Consider the following 23508-nt stretch of genomic DNA (forward strand, 5'->3'; position numbering starts at 1 on the left):
TGCAAACTGCCGGAGGCGGAGCCGCCACCGTTTCGACGTACAGAGAAAGGTAGTCAGCAATGACGGCGAACACGACGACTACGTCCCGGCCGCACTTCGTGTCCTGGCGGGACGTCCCGGCCGGCATCTACGCCACCGCCACCCAGCTCAAGACCATGGACCTGCCCCGCCAGCCCGGCCCGCCCGCGGCGTGCGGTGAGCAGCACTACGTGACCTTGCATCGCTCATGCGCGGTGGGTGGGAGCCGGGCCGCCGACTGCGCGGCTCCCACCCGGTCGGTTACTTCCGCACGCCGACCGCGCGGATGATCTCCTGCTTGACCGAGCCGCCCTTGTCGTCGGCGGCCGAGGCCCGCACGGAGATGTACTGCGCGTCGTTCGGCACCCGCACCGAGCCGGCCCAGGCGGCGGACTTGCCGCGTACGCCGTCGAGTTCGACGGATGTCCACGTCGCGCCGTCGTCGAAGGAGACCTCCAGCGTGGAGCCGGTGATCTTCCCGGTGTCCGGCGCGCCCTTGACGTACTCGGAGAAGATCCCGAGATCGAGACGCTTTCCGGCCCGAACATCACCGTGCAGGTCGGTGTCGACGTCGAACCCGAGGTTGAGCATCGGCAGATACGTCCACCGGTCGGCCGGCGTGGCGGACGACTTGAAGGTCCATTCGGAGTGGCCCTTCGTGGAGAGCCGCCAGACGTCCGGGTCCATCGTGGTGTCGGTGACCACCTTGAAGTCTTGCTCGGTCGGCTTGACGTTCCGGGCGTACGCCCCCGAGCTCTTCTTCCGGTCGACCTGCACCCCGTCCACGTACACCTCGGTGAACTGGGTCAGCGACTTCTGGTTGTACACTTCGCCGAAGCCGGTGTGGTCCGGTCCCGAGTCGCCCCAGCCCGGCGTATTGAACTGCAGGTAGTTGCCCGCGCGCTGCTGGCCCCAGCCGAGGCCGGTACCCAGCCACGGGTGCCAGACCGGCTTGAACCAGTCGGTCCCGGAGCGCGTGCCGCCGCGGTAGTGCACGATGCCGCTGCGCTCCTCGAGGGCGCCCGGGCCGCTGGACATGGACTCGTGCCAGCCCTGGTCGGGGCCGGCGCTGATGTAGTCGGTGCGCTCCGCGGGGAACTTGATCTTCTCCTGGAACCCTAGGCCGACGGGGAAGCTGTCGGTGATCGAGTAGCGGAACTCGCCGCCGTCGGCGGGCTTCGGCGCGTGAAACTTGTTGTTGACCACGGCCAGTTCACTCTTGCCCGGCCGGTACGTCAGATCAGCGGGGATCGCCCCCGAGTACCCCTTGCTGAGGTCGTAGACAAACGGCGTGAACTGGGTACCGGTCAGTTCCACGCTCCGGCCGAGTCGAGCGGCCTCGGTCAGCTGTGCCCCGTCCGCCGCGTTCACCGTCGCGATGTACAGGGGACGAGTCTCCCCGTCAGCCGCGCTGAAGTTGGCCATCAGCCGTCCGGGAGCCTCGTCGGTGACGAACAGAGCCTTGGCGCCCGCATCCCGTGCGTTCTGGGCCAGCTCGGCGGACGTGATCGCGTCGGTGCGACGCACGACGACCGCTTTGCCCGCCACGTCCTTGCCGGTGTAGTCGGCGGTGCTTCCGGCGCCCGCGTCCACCAGGGCCATCCGCTTCTGCCCGGTGAACATGTCCGATCCGTACTGCACGGCCGTCTCGCCGAGCCGCTTGCCGCCTGCTTCGACATCGAGTTTCGGCTTGCCGAGCCGCCAGACGGTCCGGTACTCGAAGGTGCCCGTGGCGGGCTTGCGGGTCGGCGCGGCGAAGATGCTGTCGTACATCGGCGGGACCTGCACGGCCGGCGCGAAGGACTCGCCGTTCGCGGACCGGTTGAACTTCATCAGCAGCTGACGGGTCTCGGTCCGCTGGTCCACCTCGGCCCGGATCTCCCGCAACTTCGTCCCGTCGAGGGTGACTTCGCGGTCACGGTCCATGGTGACCTCGGGCTCGGTGAGCAGACCGAGGCCGAGCGAGTCCTTGCCCTTGCTGCCACGCACATCGAGGAAGCTGGACAGGGTGTACATGCCCGGCTTCACGCGCAGCTTGAGCGTGCCGGATTCGCCGACCGAGGCCGGGATGACCGACGTGTCCTTGGCCAGCTGCTTTACAGCCACGTATGCGGCGGATGGGGCACCGTCGCGGTCCTTGACGTGGACGGTGAGGGTGTAGCGCTCCTCCTCCTTGGTCAGGCCGAAGGCCGTGTGCGCCACCACGGTGTCGCCGTCCTTGGCGACGATCCGGCCGGAGGTGGCGCCGACGGGCGCGGCGGTGCCGTCACCGGTGACCGTGGTCTGCGCGGTGCCGTGCGCGGGCACGGTGAGGGTGGAGTCGGCGAGGGTGACCACGCCGGCGGGAGCGCCCTCGGCGGTCAGCGCCAGGGTGGCCGGCTGGTCGGAGGCGTTGGTGTAGGTCAGCGTCTTCGTGACCGGCTTGTTCGCCTCGTAGGGCCAGCTGGTGAAGCCGAGGTCGGCGCTGCCGGTCGCGGTGATCTGCGCGGCGATCGCGGACGGGACGTCCACGCGGCCCGCACCCACCTCGTACGACGTGCCGCTGATCTGCTTGGACGTGCTCATCAGCCCGTCCTTGAGCTGCTGTCCGCTCCAGTCGGGGTGCTTCTCGGCGAGCAGCGCCGCCACGCCCGCGACGTGCGGGGTGGCCATGGACGTGCCACTCATCGATGTGTACGGGCCGCTGCCGCTCACGAGCTGCGAGCGCGCCGCGAGGATGCCCACGCCCGGCGCGGACAGGTCGGGCTTCAACGCGTTGTCGCCGAGGCGCGGACCCTGGCTGGAGAAGGCGGCACGCCGGTCGGCGGAGTCGACCGCGCCGATCGTCAGCGCGGAGTCGGCCGCGCCGGGGGAGCCGATGCTGCCGGGGGAGCCTGCGTTGCCGGCCGCGATCACGAACAGGGCGCCCGTGTCCTTGGAGAGGGTGTTCACCGCCTGGGCCATCGGGTCGGTGCCGTCACTGCCCTGCGACGATCCGAGGCTCATGGAGACGATCTTGGCCTGGACGTCCTTGGCCGCCCACTCCATACCGGCGATGATCTGCGACTCGGATCCGAATCCCTGGTCGCTGAGGACCTTGCCGACGGCGAGCGTGGCGCCGGGCGCGACGCCCTTCTCCTTGCCGTCGGACGCGGCACCGCTGCCACCGACGGTGGAGGAGACATGCGTGCCGTGGCCGTTCCGGTCGGCGACCTCCTGCCCTTCGATGAAGCTCCTGGTCTCGCTCACCCGGTCCTTGAGATCGGGATGGGTCAGGTCCACGCCCGTGTCGAGGACGGCGACCTTGACACCCTTGCCGGTCAGCCCGGCCTCCCAGGCCGCGGGGGTGCCGATCTGGGCGTTGCTGGTCTCCATCGCGGCGTCGACGCGGGCGTCCAGCCAGATCTTTTCGACGCCGCCTGCCAGACGCACACGGCCCGAAGTCGCGCTGCGCGTCTGGGAGGTGACGTCCGGTGCGACCGTGCGCCAGAACTCCCCGGACTTCGACGCCTCCAGGGCCGCGCCGCCCACGCTCGGCAGCCCACGGACCTGGCGGGCTCCGTGGGGCGTCGCGCTGCGGGCGTTCTTCGTGTACGTCACGATGAGCGGGAGGCCGTCGGACGACGGGTCACCGAGCCCCTGCTCGATCAGAGCGGTGACGTCGAAGAGTTCGGCGTCGAGGACGCCCGCCTGGAGGTAGGGCCGGGCCTCGTCGGGTATGACGGTGATCCGGCCGTCGGATATCTCGCTGCGAACCGCTCCGGTCGCGCCCTTGGGACGCTCCACGGAGACCGACTTCCGGCCCGCGCCGAGGTCGGTCACGGTGACCTGGTCACCGGTGATCAGGGTGACGGTTCGCGCGGTGCTGGGTGCGTGCACGGGTGATGTGGCACGGTCGGTGCCCGCCCCCGCCGTCCCCAACGCCCCGGCTGCGACGGCCTGCCCGGCCGGCAGCAGTACGAGCGACAGCCCCGCTGCCAGCAGCCGGGACCTCCGCCTCGCGGATGATCTGGTCATGGATGACTCTCCTCCACGCACCCGGCGAATGGGTGGTTCCGGGTGTTGCGAAGAGTTTTCGCGGCGGCAACGTGCGTGTCGACCGTTCTGCCCTGGCGGATAGCTGCCTCGGCGGAAACCCGCCAGCGACGGACGCGAAGCACGGACTCGCCCTACGCCCAGCCGTGGTGGCGGGCGTACCAGCCGAGTTGGATGCGGGTGGTCGCCCCGGCCTGGACCATCAGCCCCTGGATGCGCCGCTGTACGGTGCGCGCCGACATGTCCACCTGCGCGGCCACCGCGTGATTGGTGAGACCGGCGAGCAGAAGACGCAGTATGCGGGTGTCGAGGAGATCGATCCCGTGGTGCGGTTCGCCGTAGGGGCGGGCCCGTTCCCACACGGCGTCGAAGAGCGCCTGGGCGACGTTGGCGAGCCCCCCGCGGGACGAGGCTGGGGGCGACCTTGCTGCCGGAGCCCCGCAGCGGAAGCATCGCCGTCTCGCCTTCGCAGACGATGAGCTTGAGCGGTACACCATCGACGGTCCGGATCCGCATGCCCCGGGCGAGGGACTCGTCGACATCATCGGCACGATCTGAAGCGTTGATCCACCCTGACAAGCCGTTTCTCAACCGGTGTTGGAACGTGCGGGTCGAACAGGGTTCCTGGTCGGGTGATCTTTTGGTGGGCGGGGCATGAAGGCAGGGCCTCTTGGTAGCTCGGGGGTGCGATCCCATCCGAGCGGTTCCAGGAGGCACTGTTGTCGCAGTTGTACGCGCCCGACCCCGTTGTCTTCAACTCGTCCCCTCCATCGTGTGATTGCCTCGCGCACGTGTACGGGAACGCGGCTGATCATCCTGATCGGGTGCGCCGGTATCCCTCGGACATGACGGATGCGGAGTGGGCGGCGGTGCGTCCGTTGCTGCCGGCTCCGGCCTGGCTGGAGGGCAAGGGCGGGCGGCCCGAGGGCTACTGCCACCGCTCGGTGATCGACGCGATCCGCTACCTGGTCGCGGGCGGGATTTCCTGGCGTGCCGCGACGAAGCCGCAATCACAGCGTGCCCGCCCCTTCACCATCCCCTGACCGGGCGATCTCTTCGAAAGGCACCGCTGTGAGCATGCGGAACTGGAACGCGGACCTAATGACTTCGCGACCCGACCACCCTTGCGTGCTGCCCGGCAGTCCGTCGTGGCTTCACGACGTGCACTGCCTCGACACCATGGTGCTGCCCCAGACCCCTCCCCAGAGGTTGGATGTCCGGCCCTGCGGCCGCACACCCCTATTTGAACACGCTCAAAAATCGCGGCTCCCCTCGGGTAACCCACAACCGACACCTAGTCTGGAAACCCCACCGAGGCAGACCCGAGCTGCAAATGTTCGCCAAGGAACACTGGCAGCTCGCCCACTGGAACTACGACACCGCCACCGGCCACAGCGGCCAGCCCGCCTGCCCGCCACCGCTCTCCCTCGCCCAGCGCACCCTTCGCCAGGCCCGCGAGGCGGCAACCAAACGCAAACCCGAATCGGAGCGGGCGGCCCGTCTTTCCCCCAGGTCGCGCCCCAGCGGGCCGCCCACATCCGCCGCACCGCCAGAGGCTGCCCCGCCAGCGGTCCCGCCCTCGGCGCCAGCGGCACCGTCGATCGAGCCATCCCCCGGTCCGCCGACGCCGACGTCCCCGCCCGGTCCGGCCGTACCGGATACGACGCCACCCGCTGAGCCGAAGCCCCCGGCACACCCGCCTCTGCCGCCGCGGCCGCCTGCACGACCGGCCGTCCCGCCCCTCCGCCGGACACGTCGGAGCTGGTGGCCCTTCGGCCGCCGCCGTTGAACCGGCGGTGGTGAAGCTACGGCGGCTGGTCAGCTTCGGGCAGAGCCAGGGGCGGGACCCGGACAACCTCCGGGAGATGGTCAGCCGTTGCGCAGCACTTCGAGCTCCGTCCAGGTCAGAGTGAAAGGCGGGGTACGGCTTTTCCAGTCCTCTTCCACGGCACGGCTCAGGCCCGCCACGGGGCGCTCGAGTGCCCGGCCCGGGGCGTCACGACACCAGGCCGGCCCCCTCCAGCTCGGTCAGCCGCACGGTGCACAGACCCCCACGCTCGGCCTTCACCTCCGTCACCTTCAGCTGCGTCCCCGGCGCGAGGATGTACTCCTCCTCACCCGTGAACGCGGAGAACCGCCGGATCCCCACCGCCCGCGCGGGCGTCACCTCGAACAGCGTCCGCCGGCCACGCCCGCCGAGGAACGCGCGGGCCACACCCAGCTCGGACGTGCACGACGACACGCCCCACCACGTCGCCGTCCGCCCAAGCGGGTACTGGGACCGCAGATCCAGCGCTACACCACGCCACAGCGGCCGCGTCTGCGCCGGCAACGCCTCCATCGCCGAGAACAGCAACCGCAGGTACGGCAGATACGGCACCACGCGCTCGCGGTCCGACGAGCGCAGCACCGCGTTGATCTCGCGGTAGAAGCCCGACTCGCACGTGTACAGGTAGAGGGCCGAGATCGCGTCGGCCGACAAGGCGCCCACGGCCTCCCCGGACAGCGCGCCCGCGGGCGCCGCCTCCGCGGCCTTCGTCTCCCCGAAACGGCTCGACAGATCGATATGCCGATCCAGGTGCGCGAGCACCCGCGAGACCGGCTCGACGGCCTTCCGGAAGTCCATCAGCGGCGTGTCGAACACTCCAGTGACGGGCGGCAGGACGAGGCCCTCGTCCTTGACGCTGGTGAGCCGCTCCAGATACAGCTGGTGCAACTCCATCGTGGACGCGATGAACGCCCCCATCCGCTGCGCGACACCACCGTCCTCCGGCCCGCCCGTTCCCTGGTCCCATCCCTTCCGCGGAAGCCAGTCGACCGGCTCGGCCCCCACCGCCGCCAGGGCGTCGTTCACCTGGGCGAAGTGGTCGCCCTCGCAGAACAGATCCCCCTGCGCGGCCGGATTGGCGTGGTCCAGGTGACGGACCTGCACCCCCGGGTACTTCTTCTCCAGCCGCTGGACGACCCTCTTCAGACTCCGGGCGTGCGCGCCCCACCAGGCGAACACCACCCCCCGGTCGTCCTCCTCCACCGCGTCCTGCTTCGCCCGGATGATCTCCTCGACGATCTGCTCGGCCACGGGGCGCCAGAACGACGTGTGCCGATCGGTCGCCATCGCCCCGTCCGCGCTCGCCGTGAGGGACGCGTTCAGCAGCAGCACACCCTGGGTGAGCATCGCCTGGAACCACTCGGGCGGCTGAACCGTGTCCTCCTTCTTCAGCAGGGCGCGGACGTCGGCGATCGGGGTCTTCTTGACGATGCCGTACTTCCACATCGCGGCCGCCTTGATGAGGCAGCGGATGCTGACGACCCGGCCGAACTGGCTGTCCTTCCAGTCGTTGAAGGTGTTGTCGAACATCGCGATGCCGGTCGCGCTCTCCGCCCGCGGATAGGGGTTCTGTCCGAAGACGACCACCTTCCACTTCTCCGGCGGATGCGGCTTCAACGCCTGGAACGTCAGCTCGCGCACCGGAACGACCTCCGGGCTGCGCTTCGGGCCAATGAAGTCGGCGGCTCCCGGCTGCGCCTCGATCACCGGTCCGAGCAGCGGCAGCCACGGCTCGCCGCCACCGGTGAACAGGCCGGCCAGTCCCAGCGGATCCCCGGCCGGAGAACCGGCATCGCCCGCGGCCGTCACGTCGACATCACTCACGAGGGTGGAACTCCCGATACTCGAACCGGACGCCTCCACGGGCGCCCCGGCATGCTGAACAGATGCGGCAGGGTCGTCGCCGGTGTCCGCGCTCTGGGCGGCACCGGCCTGCGAGGTCTTCGGGTCAGTGACGAAAGGAAGGCCGCTGCGGCACGTTGATCCGGACCCGCCGTGCGGACCCCGCTCCCTCGATGTCGTCGAGCTGCCCCAGTACAGCGGCCCGCAACTCGTCGTAGTCCGCGAAACCGTGGTCGTGAAAGAGGGTGTAGCCCGTCCACATCAGGTTGGCGCACACCTTCGCGGGCACCTGCCCGGTCTGCGCGCCCATCCCGACGAGGGCCACCGACCGGATGCTGCCCGGCTTCGCCCGGTTCTGCAGATGCACCGCCTGGAAGGCGGCCGCGCAGGCCAGGGCCACGTTCATCGTGTCGCTGACGTTCTGCGACGACTGGCGCATGGTGGGCGTCGAGATCAGGTACCGGGGTACGTCCGCCCCGGACGGGACGCACACCGCGCTGCCCACCGGCAGCCGTCCGCCGAACCGGTCGCAGATTGCCCGCTGCACCCGCACCTGGATGCCCGCACCGAGGTACCGCTTGACGACGGCGTCGACCCCACCGTCCATCCGGCCACGCTCATTGGTGGGGGAAACCCAGGCGTCGGCGTCCACATCGAGAAGGGAACCCCGCCTGATCTCGACCTCCGGCGTGTCCGCGAACGCGGACCGCCAGGCCGTCACCACCTCGTCGTTGACGTCGACCAGGACGACGCTCAACGCATGCCTGACACCCACGAATTCACCCCTCTCACCCCGTGATCTCGAACAATCCCGAAACTACCGCGCGCCACTGACAGCGCCGTTGGACAGGGGTGTTCGAGCAGGGGAGCAGGGAGCGGGGGGAGGGAGGAGCGGGAGCCGATGACGAGCGGTCAGGAACCCGCCGCCAGCGTGGCGACACCCGGCCCGGAGAGGTCGTCCAGTGCCACCCGGCGCCCCGACACGGCGAGCAGCAGGGAGAGGGTGGGGCCGGTCGCCTCCGGTCCGGTTCCGATCGCCAGGTCCCTGTCCGTCGCCGTCAGGCGGACCCGGTTCACCAGCTTCTGGCGCCAAGGAACGAGGACCACTGCGGACGCAGCACCGACTGGTGGGCGGCGCTCGCTGCCGCCATGACCTTCGAGTACGGCGAAGAGAAGATCACCTTCGGAGAGCTCCTCGCCTCCCTGGACGGCGTTCCTGCCCGAGCGCAGACATCCTGACCTTGCTGCTTCGCGAGTCGCGCGGTCCGCTCCAACTGCGGGTCGATCCTGGCGGTTCCGGTGCGCTCGGCTCGGGCCCGGCACAGGGCGGCGGACTCGGTCGCCGCGACCAGGCGGCTCCGCTGTGCACGGACCGCCTCGATCGGGGCCGGCGCATCATCCGGGACGACGTCGGACTCGGGGAACTCCCGGCGGGACAGCTCCCGCATCGCCTGGTTCTGCCGTTCCACCGCTTCCGCGATGGCCGGGTCCACCCGGGACGACGGCACAATGGGCTTCGAGAGCGAGGCGGTAGCCGTCCGTCAGGGTCCGGCACCGAACCGGCGCGGCGGGCAGGATCTGCTGCAGGGCCGGGTCGGCAGCCCACGCGGCGGGGCCGACCTTCACGGCTGCGGGCGCCAGGACGTGCAGGGCGCGGACGTTCGCACCAGACACCTTCGCGTTGGCCGCCGCGACCAGCTTCGGCGCGATCCAACGCAGCTTCGTGCCGTATGCGGGAGCATCGGGGGCGACGTCCAGGCGGCCAGTGTCCCCGTCGAAGCCCACGGCCTGGACCCGCCCGGCGGGCTCGGGCGCGGCCGCGGTGGGATGCCGTCCCACCGAGCGAGGACGCCGCCGTCGGCGGACCCCTCGAAGGGGCGATGAGGACGGCGTAGTTTCCGGCGGAAACGCCCCCTCGCGGAAACGACGAAGGGCCCGGCCTGCCGGGCCCTTCGGTTCTCTCGCTACCGCGCGCTGCGGGACTACTTCACGTCGACGAAGTCACCGGTGGCGTTGACTGCGGGAGTCGAGGTCGTACCGGCGAAGCTCCAGCGCCAGTAGCCGTCCTCCACCGCCTTGACCGTGGTCTTCAGCGTGCCGGTGTTGGAGCCCTTCACCGTTTTGACGGTGGCGTATGTACTGCTGTTCTTCTTCCGGAACTGGAGTTTGACCGACTGGGACGCGTAGCCCGCGTACTTACGGGTGTCCCAGTTGGCCCGGTCCAGCTTGCCCGTGACCGTGATGGTGCTGCCTTTCTTCACGGGCTCCGGGGAGGCGTTGGCCGTCAGCCGCGACAGCCGCTGGAACCTGACCGAGGAGAACGTGTCCTTCTCGGTGAAGTTCCCGTCCTTGCCCCATGCACCGGCGTAGACCCGCCAGGTCGTAGCGTTGGTGTTCCACAGGTATCCGGGATCGACCGTGATGGTGAGGGTGCAGGTCGAGGTTGTGGCGTTCGCGGCCTTGCACTTGGCCCTTTCCCCGTCCGGGTGGAACCCGAAGCCGTACAGGTTCGGGTTGCTGTCGCGGCCCCTCCAGATGTAGGAGAGAGCGTCCTCGATGCCCGAGGAGTGGGACGCGGTGACGGAGACCGTCACCTTCTTGGTGGCGGTGGTACCGAGCACGATCGGCTTTCCACTGTTCACAACGACCTTGCTGATCACCGGGGCGGCGTCCGCCCGCGTCAGCGCGAACGAAGGGCTGCTCGCCTGAGAGACCGGCACGGCGAGGGCGGACAGGGCCAGGGCGCCGGAGACAGCGGCAACAGTGGCACGAATACGCATTTGTTCCCCAGGTCTGGTCTGTGGGTCTGCTGACCCGACAGACCAGACCTGGGGCGAACGCGAAAGGTTGTACACAAAGATGACATCTTCGCGAAGATCGATTTGAGACGGCCAACACCCCGCTCCGCCCCGTCAGTCAAACCAGCGGTCCCTGGCCAGCTCCGCCGTCCGCGACGAATCCGCCGAGTGCTTGCCGTACCGCTCGATGTGGTCGTGGAGGACCTGGTCGGGCTCCGGCTCCGGTGCCGCGGCGACGGCGGCCGGGCGCGGCGCGGGCAGCACGACCGGGGCCACCGGCGCGGTCGGGACGTCTGCGACCGGTTGCGCGGCCGCGGCTTCGGCGGCGGCCGCGACCGCGTGGCGCTGGGCGCGACGGTCGACCTGCCGCGGCTGCGGACTTCACATACAGGTGGTAGGCGGTGGCCACGCCCCGGGCGCGGCCTCCGCACTCGTGCGCCAGCCCGTCCGGGCCCGGGTGGTTGAGTCGGCCTGGAGCGCGGTGCAGCAGTCACCTGCTGTCCGTTTCTCCAGGCCGCTCGCCGAACCCGGCGTGCCTGTTACCGAGCACCGGGCTCTCCACAGAATCGCCGTGGACTTGATTCAGGCAGCCTGAGCCCAGGGGTTGGGGATGCGTTCGCCCCGGCTCGACTCAGGCTGCGGACCGCCCAGTGTCCGCGGTGGCTGGACGAGAACGGGCGATGGTCCGGCCGGCACTGGGACTTGGCGGCCGGACCCGAAACGGCTGCGGTCGGCCTCCCGTCAGGGAGGCCGGTCGCGGTTGTGACAGCGGCCAGCATGATTCCCCGTGTACGGCCACTTAGCTCGGTGACTGTGGGTGACGAGTAAGGGGTAGACTCGGAGCTACCGCGCGTGCGTGGTCACGTAGACTCGCTGGCCATGGACGACCGTGTGCGGGGCAGCTTCGAGGTGAACGGGCGCAGACTCTCCTATCTCGATTTCGGCGGGCCAGGCCCGGTTCTGATCGCTCTGCACGGGCATTTCAGCGAGGGCGCGGATTTTGCTCCGCTGGCCGAGCGGCTGGGCTCCCAATGGCGTGTGATCGCACTCGACCAGCGGGGGCATGGCGAGTCCGATCGGGCCACCGACTACGATCGCAGCAGCTACGTCGGCGACGTCAGGGCCTTCCTCGACCACCTCGGGCTGGCGCAGGTCGCACTGCTCGGTCATTCCCTGGGCGGTGTGAACGCCTACCAGTTTGCCGCCCGGCATCCCGACCGCGTCACCGCGCTCATCGTCGAGGACATCGGAGCGGTCTGCGACATCGACCTGACCTTCGCGAAGAACCTGCCCGACCACTTCGCGACCCGAGACGGGCTCGTCGAGGCCCTGGGTGCGGCCGCGCCGTACCTGGAGCGGACCTTCAGGGAGCGAGCAGAAGGCTGGGGCTTCTCCTTCGACGCGGCCGAGACGGCCCGGTCCCAGCAAGCACTGTCCGGTGTCCATTGGCACGACTGGCTGAGCGTGCGATGCCCGACCGTGCTGATCCGGGGCACGCGCAGCGACGAACTGTCGGCCCCCCACGCCCGCGACATGGCAGCGAAGCGATCCATCCGTCTTATCGAACTGCCGGCCGGTCACGTCGTTCACCACGACCAGCCCGACGCCTTCGCCGAATGCGTCCGGCTGTTCCTAGCCCCGGTCGACAACATCGCCAACCCCTAGCTCACCGGCTCTATCGCCCAGACCGCAGTCGCCATGTCGGCGCGGATCGGCCGCCACCGACACTCGCTACGGGCCGACTGTGCCACTACAAACAGTGACATTCGCAGCCAGTTGACTTCCCATCAACTGGCCGCGGGCGGGGAATCCCAACTGGCCGCTATCAGGTTGTCTGAACAGGTCAGCTGCGACGCTTGCGCTGGCTCTGAGCGAATCGGTAGGAGTCGGTTCCGGTCTCGACGATGTGCGCGTTGAACGTGACGCGGTCGACGATCGCGGTGCAGAGCCGGGGATCGGTGAAGGTCTGCTTCCACTCGGAGAACGGGGCGTTCGACGCGATCGCAATAGCGCGACGCTCCTCTCGCTCGGTGAAGATCTGGAACAGCAGCTTCGCCCCGGCCTTGTCCAGGTCGAGGTAGCCGAACTCGTCCAGGCAGAGCAGGTCGACGCGGCCGTAGCGGGCGATGGTGCGCGAGAGCTTCTTCTCGTCGGCCGCCTCGGCCAGCTCGTTGACCAGGTTGACCGTGGTCGTGTAGCGGACGCGCAGTCCCGCTTCGGCCATGGCGGTGCCGACCCCGATCAGCAGGTGGGACTTGCCGGTGCCGGAGTCACCGATCAGGCAGAGCGGCTGTCCGGCCTTCACCCAGGCCGGGTCCGACAGCGTGCCGACGAGTTCGGGGGTGACGTTGGGGTTCTCGTCGAAGTCGAAGTCCCGCAGTTATCTGGGGTAGCGGTGAGGGAGTCGTGCAAAATCGCTGTTGAGGACGCTGCGGATGCGTCCGGAGGGTGGCAGAGGTTCACCGTCTGCCCAGGGCACTTGTTCTTGGCAGTAAGTCGCTGTCGTGTTCGAGTAGTGCAGCCGTAGGATCACGCCATGACTGCCGATGCCCCGCTCACCCGAGAGTCGTTCCGGCGCCTCCATCCGATCAGCACGCCCCGTCCGGTGTCTCAGCTGCCGGAACGTGTCTGGACTGACGAGGACTGGGACCGGATCCGGCGCGGATATCGAGCCCGGGACATGGATGAGAAGTGGAACGTCTTCGTCGAAGGCGATGTCCTTTTCATGCACCGGAGTTGGACCGGTCACGGCGTCTATGAGGCGTCCTTTGCCCCCGTGATTGGTGGTGGGAGGAGGATCGCCTCTGCTGTGGTGGAGGCCGATGGGGAGCGCTATCGGAGAACGGGCGACGAGTACGACTGTCTGATGATGGAACTGATCATCAGCGCGATCATCCTTGGTGAGCCCGCCGCCGACCTCCGGGCAGGTCTCGTGGAGTTGACTGCCCAGGCTTCAGGGAGAAGCGATCTTCCCGCGGGCGTGGTGGAGCACAGTGTTCTGGGCTTGCGCTCGGGATCGTAGGCTCCGCAGCCTGGCGAGTGTTCACAGCCCCGGGCCATTCGACTGGATCACGCGCTGCAAGCGCAGGCTCTCGCCGTGTGCGGCGGCCAGTCGCTGTTCGAGTTCTTGGACGCGCTCGCGGTGGGTGGTGCGCTCACGACGAAGAGCTTCGGTAAGGGTATGGATAACCGTGCCGTCGTCGATTGAGGGCGTCTGAGGGGCAAGCCGGTCCGCGGTCCGTTGCTGGCTGCGCAGGGTCTCGATGCGTTTCCGCAGGTCGGTGTGGGCATAGAGGAAGTCCAGGCTGACGCCCGCCCTGCGGGCGACGGACCGGAAGTTGATCTCCTCGCCCTCCTTGATCAGCCTTCGGATGCCCGCCTCCGCTCGTTGGACGGCCTGCTGGTGCTTGTCCTGGGCGGCCTGCCGCAGGGCGGCGATCCGCCGGTCAGCAGGAGGCACGGCTTCCAGGGCCGTTTCGTTCAGCCGCTCGCTCATGAGCGTGACGCCCCTTTGCTGTCCGAGGCGCTGGCGGCGTCCTGGTAGCCGGTGTGGCCGAGCACGCCGCCGGCGCCGCGGACGACGGTGGTGCTGTCGGCCGGCTGGGCTTCGAGGGCGAGGATCTCCAGTTGCGTGCTTCGGATCTCGGCGTCGCGCTGTTCCATCCAGACGTTTGTCCCGCTCATCGGCTCGCCGTAGCGCTCGGTGTGCCGTGCCTGCCGGGTGGCGACCAGAAACTGGGTCTCGGCGAGTTGGCGCTGGATGTCAGGCAGGAAGGTGCGGTCGGTGGCGAAGTGGTCGCAACCATGGCAGGCGTTTCCCTTGTCGCAGGACCGGGTGGGCGGCAGCAGGCAATAGCCGTTGGGCAGGATGCGGTCGGTGCGGCGGTCGAGCTGCACCAGGTCGAGCATGTCGCGGCGGTCCATGCCGATCTCTCGCCCGTCGCGTCCGATCTTGGCCAGGGCGAGGAACTCGCGCTCGGCGGTGCTTGCGAGGGTCGCCGCGTATCGCATCGTCATCTCCGGAGAGAGGTGGCCGAGATAGCGCTGGACGACGTGGATGGGGGCGCCGGCATTGATCAGGGTGGTCGCCTTGGTGTGGCGGAGCCGGTGGCTGCGTGAGTAGAGGAGGAGCTCACCACGTGAGTCGCGCAGGTCCAGGTGGTGGCTGAAGTCCTTCAGGACGTGGTTGTAGTTGCTGGTCTCCCAGGACATCGTGCCGTGCCGGTTGCCGGTGGTCTTCGGGGTAGCGGATGGTGCCGGCGGGGCCCAGATGCCAGTGCTCGCGCACCCATGCTTGCTGTTCCCGGATGATCTCGACGACATCGCGGCCGACGAGGATGGTGTTCGGTGCCGCGTCGATCTTCGTCTGCTGGTAGCGGAGCCGGGCGACCATCCCTCCCTCGGGGACGGCGGCGGCGTCCAGACCAGGGATGTCGGAGAGCGGTTCGAAGTCCATCATCAGCACTTCGCTGGCCGGCGTCCGGTCATGGCCTGGATGAGCCAGGCCCGCATGACCGCGGGATGTCCGAGTCCGGCCAGCTCGACCTGGCGGGCGTCGCGGACGACAGTGCGAGTCTGCTCGGCTGGCAAGCCGAGGAGCTCGATGTGGGTGAGCATGCTGCTGAGGTCGGTGTCGTTGATGTAGTTGCGTTCGTCTGCCTCGCGGACCTCGCGTTGCCGGGGCCGGTCGCCGGGGCGGAACATGCGGGCGTGGCTGTCGGTGAGCGCCAGCCACCGGGCATCATCCAGGGCTTCGGCGGCCTCAGTGCGGCAGTCGGTCATGACCCGGTAGAACAGGTCGATCGTCTGCAGGTTCTTGTTGATCGTTCTCGGCTGGAGCGTGCCGCCGACCTCGGCGCGGCCCGGCGTCTCGCGCTGCCAGTGGTGCAGGAAGGTGCCGAAGTCCAGTGCGAGCGAGCGCAGGCTCCGCTCGGAGCCGTCCGCTCGTCCCACGCCAGCCCGGCCGCCTCCAGGTAGTCCCACCACACGTTCAGCGACGCGGCATAGGAACGAAGGGTGTGAGGCAACGCATCCCGGCCGACGCGCAGGAACTCCAAGAACTCCTCGACGGGCACGATCGGCAGGTAGTCGGAACCGACCACCGTCCACGTCCGCCTATCACCCAACTCGATTCTCTGCACTGGCACCGTTCCATGCTGCCGACGTCACCGACGCTGTCGGGCCACCCCGGATAGCGCAACGCCAACGACCACGAAAACGAGTGAAGCCCACGGTGACTGACGTTCCAGACGGGCACAAACGAACCCCAGGTATCCGCAGGAACTTCTCCCGCGGGAAGCCGACCGCCTTGATCCGCCGCTCCGGGCGGCGGCGGGCCCGGTCGTCGCACTCGGCCATCAGCAGTTCGGCGGGGAAGCCCCGGTAGCTCATCTGGTCCTTCAGCGCCCCTTCGGCAATGTCGGAGAACTCGTTGCGGATCGAGGGCAGCCGCAGCAGGCGGCAGGCGCTGTCCATGCGGCGCTGTGGTTTGTCGGCCCGTCGCTGACCACGTTTCTCCTGGCTACGAACCCTGCTCCTGCCCCGCCTCCGGTGCAGTAGCCGGGCGAGCGTCCGATTCTTCCCTCACTGTGGAAGGAGAGAGGGGGGTGAGGCGACGAAGGGAGTGGTGGGATGCGGATCGTTGTGGACCTCACGCGCTGCCAGGGCTATGCGCAGTGCGTTTTCCTCGCACCGGAGGTATTCCAGCTGCACGGGGAGGAGGCGTTGCTGTACGCGCCAACGGTCCCCGACGATCAGCTGGAGCGCGTGCGCCAGGCCGCGGCGGCGTGCCCGGTCCAGGCCATCCTCGTCGGTGAGAAGGTGAGCGCCGGTGACCGGTGACCTGCGGGAGGGCCGGATCGTCATCGTCGGAGCGTCGCTGGCCGGGTTGAGGGCCGCCGAGACATTGCGCGAGGAGGGCTTCACCGGCTCACTGACCGTGGTGGGGGATGAACCCTACCCGCCCTACGACCGGCCACCACTGTCCAAGCAAGTGCTGCTCGGCCGGGTGCCGGCCGACACCACGGAGCTGCCGATGCGCCGGGATCCGGACGCCGAGTGGCGGCTGGGCGTAGCCGCCACCGGCCTGGACCCTCTCGGGAAACGGGTCATGCTGGCCGACGGCGAGTCGCTGCCGTTCGACCGGCTGCTGATCGCCACCGGGACCCGGGCGCGGCCCTGGCCCAACCCGGAGGAGGCCGCCCTGGACGGGGTGTTCACTCTGCGCACCCGCGATGACGCCGGGGGGCTGGCCGAGCGGCTGGCCGCCGGGCCGCGGCGGGTGCTGGTGATTGGTGGCGGCTTCACCGGCTCGGAGATCGCCTCGGCCTGCCGGGAACGGGGGCTGGAGGTGACGGTCGCCGAACGTGGCCCTGGCCCCCTGGTGGGTGCGCTCGGCGGGACGCTGTCGAAGCTTGCTGCCGCAATGCACCGGAACCACGGGGTGGACCTGCGGTGCGGGGTGACCGTCACCGCCCTGCGCGGGGACGGCAACGGCCGGTTCGTCGGTGCGGACCTGTCCGACGGCAGCCGCGTCGAGGCAGACGTGTGCGTCGTGGCGCTGGGGGCGGTGCGTAACATCGAGTGGCTGGCGGACGCCGGACTCGCGGCGGGCCCGCGCGGAGTCGCCTGCGACGCGGGGTGCCGGGCCTTCAACATGTACGGGATCGTCACCGACGACGTCTTCGTGGCCGGTGACGTCTCCCGCTTCCCGCACCCCTTGTTCGAGTACCAGATGCTCTCCTTGGAGCACTGGGGCAACGCGGTCGCGCAGGCCGAGGTGGCAGCTCACAACATGGTGAGTCCGGGGCCGTTGAGGCGTCCCCACCTTGCGGTGCCGGCGTTCTGGTCGTGCCAGTTCGGGCTCAACATCAAGTCTGTGGGTGTCCCCTCGTTCTCCGACCAGGTCGTCATCGCGCAGGGCTCACTGGAGGCGCGCCGTCTGGCGATGGTGTATGGCTACCGGGGGCGGGTCACCGCCGCGGTCACCATCAACATGGCCAAGTCGCTCGAGTACTACCAGCACCTGATCGAGACTGCCGCTCCGTTCCCGCCCGCGCCCGGCGCGGCGGACCGTGCGATCGCGGCCGAAATCCCGGTTCCCTCCGATGTGCCGGATCCGAAGGGGCTCTCCCACGGCCCCACCGTCGCACTGACCGGCTACCTGCCGGACCGCCGGCTGACCGTGGTGCAGCCCAAAGGCTGACCCTTCCGCCCGTCCCCGAGGAGCCACATCATGACCGCGGACACCCTGCTGCAACGGATCACCGACTACGCCAACCGCCCCGACCCCTATCCCCTGTACGCGGAACTCCGCGAAGCCGGGCCCGTCGTGCGGCAGGCAGATGGCAGCTACCTGGTCGGTACCTACCACGAGATCACCGCTTTGCTCCACGATCCGCGGATCAGCGCCGATCCCCGAAGCCGTCCGGCCCCGCCCAGCGGTCCGTTGGAGGAAGTGCCGCAGCCGCCCTTCCTGCGGCTCGACGACCCCGAGCACCACAGACTGCGCGCCCTGGCCATGCGGCCGTTCGGGCCACCGCACAGCCCCGGCCGGGTCGACGCCATGCGCGACCAGATCGCCGACATCACCACGGAACTGCTCGAGGCGCTCCGGGACCGCGAGCAGATCGACATCGTCGACGACTTCGCCTACCCGCTGCCTGTCACGGTCATCTGCCGACTGCTGGGTGTGCCACGCGAGGACGAACCGCTGTTCCGGCAATGGTCCGACGCGCTCGTCGCGGCTGTCGACGTCAGGCCCGAAGAGGCCGACACTACCGAGCGAGACCGGGAGGGCCAACAGGCGCGGGCCGAGATGGGCCAGTACCTGGTGGCCCTCGCCGAACAGCGCCGCGGCCATCCGAGCGACGACATGCTGTCCGCGTTCATCAACGAACCCGACCCGGCCATGCGGCTCACCCACGAGGAACTCGCGGAAACCGCCGTACTGCTGCTCATCGCCGGACACGAGACCACGGTCAACCTGATCACCAACGGGGTCCTCACCCTGCTGCGCCACCCCGACCAGCTGGACCGGCTGCGCCGCGAACCCGACGTGCTGCCCAGCGCGGTGGAGGAACTGCTGCGCTACGAGCCCCCGCTCCACATGCGGGAACGTATCCCCCTCGCCGACATCGATGTCGCCGGCACCTCCATCCCCAAAGGCACCTCCGTCGTGCTCGCACTGGCCTCGGGCAACCGCGACCCCAAACGGTTTCACGACCCCGATCGGTTCGACCCCACCCGCCCGGACAATCAACACCTGGGCTTCGGCAGCGGCATCCACCTCTGCTACGGCGCACCGCTCGCCCGCATCGAAGCCCAGACCGCACTCGGCGCACTGATCCCCCACCTCAGCACCATGACCCTGGTCCAAGACCCGCCCCCCTACCGGCAGAGCGCCATGCTCCGCGGACCCCGCCACCTCCTCCTCGAGATCCAACAACCCGCCTGACTCCGGCCCCGGGACGCAAAGAGATCACCGAGGCTCGTGATCCGCGGCCCGGTCGATCCCGGGTCGCCGCCCTCTCACACGAAGGCAGCCCGGCAGCACACGGTCACTCAGGGGGTGGCGGAGGTTTGGGGCTCGCGCCAGTCGGCCACCGGTTTCGTCAGCTGGTGCGTCATCAGGGCCATGACGGTCCAGGCGAGGTGGGCCTCAGCGGGCCGGCTCGATATCCGGCTCCTCGCCCGGAGCGGAAATCGGGCCTGGGTCCTCGGTGTCGGTGTCGAACGGCGGTGCCTCCTCGGTCCACTTCATCGATGTGATCGTCGTGTAGCTCTGCAGCTCGCCCTTGCTCACACCGTCACCGCTCCGGGTGGCGACCGTCTCGGTGCCGAGCGGCATGCCCGTGGACTTGTCGAAGATCAGGCGGAGTTCGGGGGCGTGCTCGTAGGGGCCGGGGAGGGCGACAGCGTAGCCGGTGCGGCCGGTGTGGTCCTTGACGTCCCCGAGGGAGCGCACACCGGGTTCGGCGGCGAGGAGGCGGTAGGCGGCGGCGCGCAGGGCCGGGGTGGACGGGAGGGTCGTGGCGAGTCGGACGGCTGTGTCGACGACGATCCGGTCGAGGATTTTCTCGGGGGCGTTGTAGTCCTTGTCGACCAGGGCGAACAGGCGCTTGCGGAGGGCCTTTTCATCGGTGGGGAGCGTGGCCAGGAGGCGGAGGGGGAGGTCGCCCATCGTGCCGATGTCCGCGCTTCCGCCGGGGGCGTCGTGTTGGATCTCGCCCCTGCCGGCGTAGGTGACGGTCTCACCCGTCAGGTTCCACGACGTGGGGGAACCGTCCGCCTTCCATGCCGCCTCGTCGGCTTTCGTGGCCGGGCGGGCCCCCGGGTCCAGGAGCTGCGACCACTGCTTGTTTTTGGCGGCGGCCGTCCAGTACCGCTGCTCGCTGCGGACGTCGACGGTGTAGTTCTTGCCGGGGACCTTATGGAGGGAACCGAGGTGTTCCTCCACGTACCAGTACGTGCCGGAGCCAGCCGGTTGTTGCCCGACGTGGGAGGCGGCAGCGAGAAGGACCTGGCTGCCGGAGCCCGACGTCGCGGAGGGCGCAGGTCCTGGCTTCTCCGGCGCGGTGTCAGTGATCACCACAGCCGCCACCGCCATTGCCGTGGCCAGGGCGAGACCTGAGACGAGAGGGCGGCCCACCCTCCGCGGCTGGGCGGTGGCGCGAGCCGTGCGCGTCGCGCGCGGACGGGTCATGACCGTTGCGAGCTCCTCTTCCCGAACCGGCGACGGCGTGGGGCGGTCGGGGTCGAGGTGGGCGGGGCGGGCGGCTGTCAGGCGGTGCAGGATGTCGTTCTTCACCGGGCTTCCTTTCCTACGGTGATCCGGACTCGGGTGGACACACGCCGCGCGGCTGCGGCCTCCTCCATGAGCGGTGAGGCCGACGCGGCCTGGGTGAGACGTTTGCGCGCCCGGTGCAGACGGACTCGCAGGGTGATGGGCGAGCAGCCGACCGCCGCGGCTGCCTGTGCCGGGGTCAGGCCCTGCCACCCGGAGAGGATCAGCAGTTCCCGATCGTCCTCCGGCAGCGTGGCCAGCGCCTTGAGTAGCGCGCTTCGCTCGGATACCTCCTCGGCAATGTCCGCCTCGGCAGGTTCCGCCCAGGAGCGCAGCTCCGCGGCGAACGACGCGCGCCTGGCCTCCGCCCGGATGCTGTCCCGCAGGATGTTGCGGGCGACTCCGAGCAGCCATGGCAGCGGCGGCTCGGGGACGTCGTCCAGCTTGCGCCAGGCCACGGTGAACGTCTCGTTCACCACCTCATCGGCGACTTGTAGTCCCGCACGGCTGACGACGTAGGCCCACACGCGTTGCCGACAGCCGTCATAGATGGCGGTAAAACGATCCGCGTCGTAGTCGGGCACTGCCGCACCTCCTTCCCTCCTGGTGTGTTCTGTCATTGGGTAGTGGGCCGAACGGGCTGATCGTTACAGCGGCATGTCGGAAAACACGCCCGAGAGACGAGGCGTACGTCACATCAGGGTCCGCAAGACCGCCGCGCAGGGCGCGGCGGTTGGAGGTAAGTGCGTAGCGGCGGGCGGCGAGGCCGTAGTCGAGGTCGAGGTCGATGCCGATTTCGTTGCCGAACTACTTCGTCGCGGCGAGGTTCGCGGCCCACTTGTCGTCCTGCGTCCGCTTTTACCGGTCGCTCGTCCTCCGCGGCCGGTGCGAGCCCGAGGGTCGGTGCCTTCGACGCTACGCAGCTGTGGGCCGCGCCCTCAACGAAGTTGCGAAGAATTGCGGAGGTTCACTCCAGGGCGTCGATCGCGGCCCGGATGAGCGAGCGGGCCGCGTCGCCGTACACGGCCATCTCCGCCAGTCCGGCGAACACTTTCGCGCAGTCAGCCAGTTCGCGCGGCTGCGTCACCTTGATCTCCGCCGTCAGCGTCTCCACCACGGCCTGGACGTCGTCGTGAAGGTAGAGGTTCTCCAGAGCAGCGCCCTCGTCGACGTCCGAGGTGAACGTGTGTCCTTCCTCGTAGGGGATGGACCGTGAGTACGAGCGCCCCTTGAGTACATCGGGCCCGAGTACGTCGGCGACAGCTTTCAGGTCCTCGTCGTCCAGCGTGAACGTGCAGGTGATCGGCTTGGCTGTGACTGATTCCCAATCGTCGTTGTCAAGCAGTCGGAGTGTGGTGCGGGGGGCGAGCTCGCGGTCAGGGACGTGCGCCGCGGTGATCCTCTGCGCCACCGCCAAGAGCGGCTCGGGCCGCCGCCAGACGCTCCCTGGATTCGGCTATCCACTCTTCGCCCATGTCGAGCGGCACGGAGACCACGATCCCGGTGCTGGTGCCGTCACGGACTTCGACCACGTAGGGGTCGTCGGAAAGGAATCGGAGGTAGGCGGTGCGGCCTGACTGGGGCCAGTCCGCGGTGAACGGCTCGTCGAGGTCGGCCTCCTGTTCGGCTTCCTCGATGGCGTCCAGAAGCCGGCCCCAGTCTGAGAGGTCCTCGGAGTCGAACCCGAGGTAGACAGTTCCGTTGACGAAGCCGCTCGTGACGACAGCCTCCGCGTCGTAGTACCGAACGCCCAGGCTTTCGAGGGTGGGCTCGGTCGAACGCAGACAAACGCTGACGCTCTGGCCAGGGTCGGCCAGCCGGATCAGCTCAATCGCATCGGGCTGTGTGTTCGTGTCCATGGCCGGGAACCTACGGCAGGCGCTCAGGAACGACTCCGACGGGTGTGGGCTCCGCGTCCGCTGACGAGCAGCGTGATCGTCATGCGGCGGCTGGTCGGGGTTGAGGCGGCTGTACTGTCCAGTGGCGTTGGTCGCGGATGAGGGCCCACAGAACGTCAAGACGGCGGCGGGCCAAGGCTAGAATTGCCTGTTTGTGGGTCTTGCCCTCGGCTCGTTTGCGGTCGTAGAACGTCTTGGAGGTGGGGCAGAAGCGGGCGGCGATCTGGGCGGAGAGGTAGAAGACACGCAGGAGCCGACGGTGGTAGCGGTGTGGTCGGCGCATATTGCCGCTGATGCGACCAGAGTCCCGTGGGACTGGTGCGAGTCCGGCGACGCCGGCGAGTCGGCCGGAGCTGCCGAAGGCGTCCATGTCTCCGCCGGTGCAGGCGATGAACTCCGCCCCCAGCAAGGGCCCCATGCCCGGCATGCTGAGGATGACCTCCGCGTCGCGATGCTCGCGGAATCGGGCTGCGATCTGCGCGTCGATGCCCGCGATTTCTTCGTCCAACGCCAGAACCGCCCGGGCCAGGGTGTTCACCACGGCTGCCGCAGTCCTCTCCCCAGCAACGGCGGTGTGCTGGGCCTGCGCCGCAGCAATAGCTGCATCGGCGATCGCCTGGGCGCCACGGACTTTGCGGTTCTTCAACCAGGCCGCGAGCCGACTCGGGCCGATCCGGCGCAGGCCGGTCGGAGTCTGGTAGCCGGTCAGCAGCACAAGCGCCGCCTTGGAGGCGGCGTAATCGAAGGCCCGCTCCAAGGCGGGAAAGTACTCCAGCAGTTGTGCCCGCATCCGGTTGATGGCGCGGGTGCGATCTGCGGCGAGGTCGTAGCGCCGGGCGGTGAGGATCTTCAAGTCCACCGCGATCTCGTCCCACTCCTGCAGAGGCTGCAGGTCCCGGCGCATCCGCGCCTGGTCGGCGATGACGTAAGCGTCCTTCGCATCAGTCTTGCCGTCCCCCCGGTATCCGCGGGAGGCATGGTGGACGGTCCGGCCAGGAATGTAGAGCAGTCGCTGACCATGGCCGACCAGCAGAGCGATCAGCAACGCGCCCCCGCCGGCGTTCAGGTCGACGGCCCAGGTCACCGGGCTGTCCTCGGCCAGTGCGAGGACGTCGCCTATCAGCTCCAGCAGCTCTGCCTCGTTGTTGGGCACCCGGCGCGAGAGCGCCTTCGTCCCTTCCGCATCGATCACCGTGCAGTGATGCGCGGCCTTGCCGGCATCCGTCCCCGCCCAGAGCTCGGGCACCCGAGCCTCCCTCGTCGATCGGTTGACTGGTTCCCTGCAGACGACCACGCCGACGTGTCCTTACGAAGCGATCTCTGTTC

Annotated in this window: 23 protein-coding genes and 4 pseudogenes; 7 read left to right on the forward strand and 20 right to left on the reverse strand. The window is 69.0% G+C overall.

Translation table 11 applies throughout. The features are described 5' to 3' along the window. The first annotated feature begins 59 nt into the window (after positions 1 to 59). The gene (locus OH735_RS00875; protein ID WP_406378590.1) at positions 60 to 308 is read left to right on the forward strand and encodes a hypothetical protein; all 249 of its coding nucleotides are present in this window, start codon (positions 60 to 62) and stop codon (positions 306 to 308) included. Here OH735_RS00875 and OH735_RS00880 read toward each other — a convergent pair. Both OH735_RS00880 and OH735_RS00885 read right to left on the reverse strand, forming a co-directional pair. Beyond that, complete coding sequence (locus OH735_RS00880) at positions 280 to 4014, reverse strand: S8 family serine peptidase (RefSeq protein WP_406378592.1); 3735 nt, start codon at positions 4012 to 4014, stop codon at positions 280 to 282. The two genes, OH735_RS00875 and OH735_RS00880, sit on opposite strands and share 29 nt — an antisense overlap. 152 nt (positions 4015 to 4166) lie before the next feature. Further along, positions 4167 to 4394: a LuxR C-terminal-related transcriptional regulator gene (locus tag OH735_RS00885; protein WP_406378594.1), complete on the reverse strand. Its 228-nt coding sequence runs from the start codon at positions 4392 to 4394 to the stop codon at positions 4167 to 4169. 429 nt (positions 4395 to 4823) lie between these two features. On the opposite strand from OH735_RS00885, the pseudogene OH735_RS00890 reads away from it, so the two are divergent. Next, a pseudogene (locus tag OH735_RS00890) lies at positions 4824 to 5027 on the forward strand (transposase); the annotation flags it as partial. 1001 nt (positions 5028 to 6028) lie between these two features. Here OH735_RS00890 and OH735_RS00895 read toward each other — a convergent pair. The 6 genes from OH735_RS00895 to OH735_RS00920 all read right to left on the reverse strand — a co-directional run bounded on the left by OH735_RS00895 (position 6029) and on the right by OH735_RS00920 (position 10764). Then, entirely contained in the window at positions 6029 to 7684 is a 1656-nt protein-coding gene (locus OH735_RS00895; RefSeq protein WP_406378595.1) for an ADP-ribosyltransferase domain-containing protein, read from the reverse strand. A 124-nt stretch (positions 7685 to 7808) separates the two neighbouring features. Next, a complete protein-coding gene (locus tag OH735_RS00900; RefSeq protein ID WP_406378597.1) occupies positions 7809 to 8477 on the reverse strand; it encodes a macro domain-containing protein in 669 nt (222 codons plus the stop codon). A 137-nt stretch (positions 8478 to 8614) separates the two neighbouring features. Further along, a complete protein-coding gene (locus tag OH735_RS00905; RefSeq protein WP_406378598.1) occupies positions 8615 to 8779 on the reverse strand; it encodes a hypothetical protein in 165 nt (54 codons plus the stop codon). Beyond that, the gene (locus tag OH735_RS00910) at positions 8776 to 9195 is read right to left on the reverse strand and encodes a hypothetical protein (RefSeq protein ID WP_406378599.1); all 420 of its coding nucleotides are present in this window, start codon (positions 9193 to 9195) and stop codon (positions 8776 to 8778) included. Before OH735_RS00910 ends, OH735_RS00905 begins: the two co-directional genes overlap by 4 nt. Before the next feature lie 489 nt (positions 9196 to 9684). After that, positions 9685 to 10482 (reverse strand): DUF5707 domain-containing protein, encoded by a 798-nt coding sequence (locus OH735_RS00915; protein ID WP_406378601.1) that lies wholly within the window; start codon positions 10480 to 10482, stop codon positions 9685 to 9687. Positions 10483 to 10614: 132 nt separating this feature from the next. Continuing rightward, complete coding sequence (locus OH735_RS00920) at positions 10615 to 10764, reverse strand: hypothetical protein (protein WP_406378603.1); 150 nt, start codon at positions 10762 to 10764, stop codon at positions 10615 to 10617. 615 nt (positions 10765 to 11379) lie between these two features. On the opposite strand from OH735_RS00920, the gene OH735_RS00925 reads away from it, so the two are divergent. Further along, the gene (locus OH735_RS00925; protein ID WP_406378605.1) at positions 11380 to 12165 is read left to right on the forward strand and encodes an alpha/beta fold hydrolase; all 786 of its coding nucleotides are present in this window, start codon (positions 11380 to 11382) and stop codon (positions 12163 to 12165) included. Positions 12166 to 12343: 178 nt separating this feature from the next. Here OH735_RS00925 and OH735_RS00930 read toward each other — a convergent pair. Beyond that, positions 12344 to 12880 (reverse strand): annotated as a pseudogene (locus OH735_RS00930) (ATP-binding protein); the annotation flags it as partial. Positions 12881 to 13036: 156 nt separating this feature from the next. Here OH735_RS00930 and OH735_RS00935 point away from each other — a divergent pair. After that, a complete protein-coding gene (locus tag OH735_RS00935) occupies positions 13037 to 13522 on the forward strand; it encodes a hypothetical protein (protein ID WP_406378607.1) in 486 nt (161 codons plus the stop codon). A gap of 21 nt (positions 13523 to 13543) precedes the next feature. Here the strand turns inward: OH735_RS00935 and OH735_RS00940 are convergent, their stop codons facing one another. The 6 genes and pseudogenes from OH735_RS00940 to OH735_RS00965 all read right to left on the reverse strand — a co-directional run. Beyond that, a complete protein-coding gene (locus OH735_RS00940) occupies positions 13544 to 13996 on the reverse strand; it encodes a DUF6262 family protein (protein WP_406378609.1) in 453 nt (150 codons plus the stop codon). Further along, a complete protein-coding gene (locus OH735_RS00945) occupies positions 13993 to 14712 on the reverse strand; it encodes a tyrosine-type recombinase/integrase (protein ID WP_406378611.1) in 720 nt (239 codons plus the stop codon). Before OH735_RS00945 ends, OH735_RS00940 begins: the two co-directional genes overlap by 4 nt. After that, complete coding sequence (locus OH735_RS00950) at positions 14633 to 14959, reverse strand: hypothetical protein (protein WP_406378613.1); 327 nt, start codon at positions 14957 to 14959, stop codon at positions 14633 to 14635. Before OH735_RS00950 ends, OH735_RS00945 begins: the two co-directional genes overlap by 80 nt. After that, positions 14959 to 15282: a hypothetical protein gene (locus OH735_RS00955; protein WP_406378615.1), complete on the reverse strand. Its 324-nt coding sequence runs from the start codon at positions 15280 to 15282 to the stop codon at positions 14959 to 14961. The genes OH735_RS00950 and OH735_RS00955 overlap by 1 nt, the downstream gene beginning before the upstream one ends. Then, positions 15279 to 15647, reverse strand: a complete 369-nt coding sequence (locus OH735_RS00960; protein WP_406378617.1) for a site-specific integrase — start codon at positions 15645 to 15647, stop codon at positions 15279 to 15281. Before OH735_RS00960 ends, OH735_RS00955 begins: the two co-directional genes overlap by 4 nt. A gap of 127 nt (positions 15648 to 15774) precedes the next feature. Continuing rightward, positions 15775 to 15975, reverse strand: a pseudogene (locus OH735_RS00965) (AAA family ATPase); the annotation flags it as partial. A 156-nt stretch (positions 15976 to 16131) separates the two neighbouring features. On the opposite strand from OH735_RS00965, the gene OH735_RS00970 reads away from it, so the two are divergent. From OH735_RS00970 to OH735_RS00980, 3 genes are read left to right on the forward strand one after another with little or no spacing between them, the layout of a single operon-like run. Then, a complete protein-coding gene (locus OH735_RS00970; protein ID WP_406378619.1) occupies positions 16132 to 16341 on the forward strand; it encodes a ferredoxin in 210 nt (69 codons plus the stop codon). After that, a complete protein-coding gene (locus tag OH735_RS00975) occupies positions 16331 to 17704 on the forward strand; it encodes an NAD(P)/FAD-dependent oxidoreductase (protein WP_406378621.1) in 1374 nt (457 codons plus the stop codon). Before OH735_RS00970 ends, OH735_RS00975 begins: the two co-directional genes overlap by 11 nt. Positions 17705 to 17734: 30 nt before the next feature. Continuing rightward, positions 17735 to 18955 (forward strand): cytochrome P450, encoded by a 1221-nt coding sequence (locus OH735_RS00980; RefSeq protein WP_406378623.1) that lies wholly within the window; start codon positions 17735 to 17737, stop codon positions 18953 to 18955. A 204-nt stretch (positions 18956 to 19159) separates the two neighbouring features. Here OH735_RS00980 and OH735_RS00985 read toward each other — a convergent pair whose 3' ends face one another. The 5 genes and pseudogenes from OH735_RS00985 to OH735_RS01005 form a co-directional block, all read right to left on the reverse strand. Continuing rightward, on the reverse strand, positions 19160 to 20308 hold the full coding sequence (locus tag OH735_RS00985; protein WP_406378625.1) for a CU044_5270 family protein: 1149 nt from the start codon (positions 20306 to 20308) through the stop codon (positions 19160 to 19162). Then, the gene (locus OH735_RS00990; protein WP_406378627.1) at positions 20305 to 20868 is read right to left on the reverse strand and encodes an RNA polymerase sigma factor; all 564 of its coding nucleotides are present in this window, start codon (positions 20866 to 20868) and stop codon (positions 20305 to 20307) included. Before OH735_RS00990 ends, OH735_RS00985 begins: the two co-directional genes overlap by 4 nt. 383 nt (positions 20869 to 21251) lie before the next feature. Then, positions 21252 to 21437 (reverse strand): annotated as a pseudogene (locus OH735_RS00995) (transcriptional regulator); the annotation flags it as partial. Between the two features lie 223 nt (positions 21438 to 21660). Beyond that, entirely contained in the window at positions 21661 to 22143 is a 483-nt protein-coding gene (locus tag OH735_RS01000) for a DUF5959 family protein (RefSeq protein WP_406378629.1), read from the reverse strand. Positions 22144 to 22222: 79 nt separating this feature from the next. Beyond that, positions 22223 to 23428 (reverse strand): IS110 family transposase, encoded by a 1206-nt coding sequence (locus OH735_RS01005; RefSeq protein ID WP_406378630.1) that lies wholly within the window; start codon positions 23426 to 23428, stop codon positions 22223 to 22225. Between the last annotated feature and the right edge of the window lie 80 nt (positions 23429 to 23508).

Source organism: Streptomyces sp. NBC_01618 (assembly GCF_045209435.1).
GTDB lineage: Bacteria > Actinomycetota > Actinomycetes > Streptomycetales > Streptomycetaceae > Streptomyces.

Coding starts and splice junctions, on each gene's coding strand:
- OH735_RS00875 (WP_406378590.1), top strand. CDS start 60: ATGACGGCGAACACGACGACTACGTCCCGGCCGCACTTCGTGTCCTGG.
- OH735_RS00880 (WP_406378592.1), bottom strand. CDS start 4,014: ATGACCAGATCATCCGCGAGGCGGAGGTCCCGGCTGCTGGCAGCGGGG.
- OH735_RS00915 (WP_406378601.1), bottom strand. CDS start 10,482: ATGCGTATTCGTGCCACTGTTGCCGCTGTCTCCGGCGCCCTGGCCCTG.
- OH735_RS00925 (WP_406378605.1), top strand. CDS start 11,380: ATGGACGACCGTGTGCGGGGCAGCTTCGAGGTGAACGGGCGCAGACTC.
- OH735_RS00935 (WP_406378607.1), top strand. CDS start 13,037: ATGACTGCCGATGCCCCGCTCACCCGAGAGTCGTTCCGGCGCCTCCAT.
- OH735_RS00940 (WP_406378609.1), bottom strand. CDS start 13,996: ATGAGCGAGCGGCTGAACGAAACGGCCCTGGAAGCCGTGCCTCCTGCT.
- OH735_RS00945 (WP_406378611.1), bottom strand. CDS start 14,712: ATGTCCTGGGAGACCAGCAACTACAACCACGTCCTGAAGGACTTCAGC.
- OH735_RS00950 (WP_406378613.1), bottom strand. CDS start 14,959: ATGATGGACTTCGAACCGCTCTCCGACATCCCTGGTCTGGACGCCGCC.
- OH735_RS00955 (WP_406378615.1), bottom strand. CDS start 15,282: ATGACCGACTGCCGCACTGAGGCCGCCGAAGCCCTGGATGATGCCCGG.
- OH735_RS00970 (WP_406378619.1), top strand. CDS start 16,132: ATGCGGATCGTTGTGGACCTCACGCGCTGCCAGGGCTATGCGCAGTGC.
- OH735_RS00980 (WP_406378623.1), top strand. CDS start 17,735: ATGACCGCGGACACCCTGCTGCAACGGATCACCGACTACGCCAACCGC.
- OH735_RS01000 (WP_406378629.1), bottom strand. CDS start 22,143: ATGGACACGAACACACAGCCCGATGCGATTGAGCTGATCCGGCTGGCC.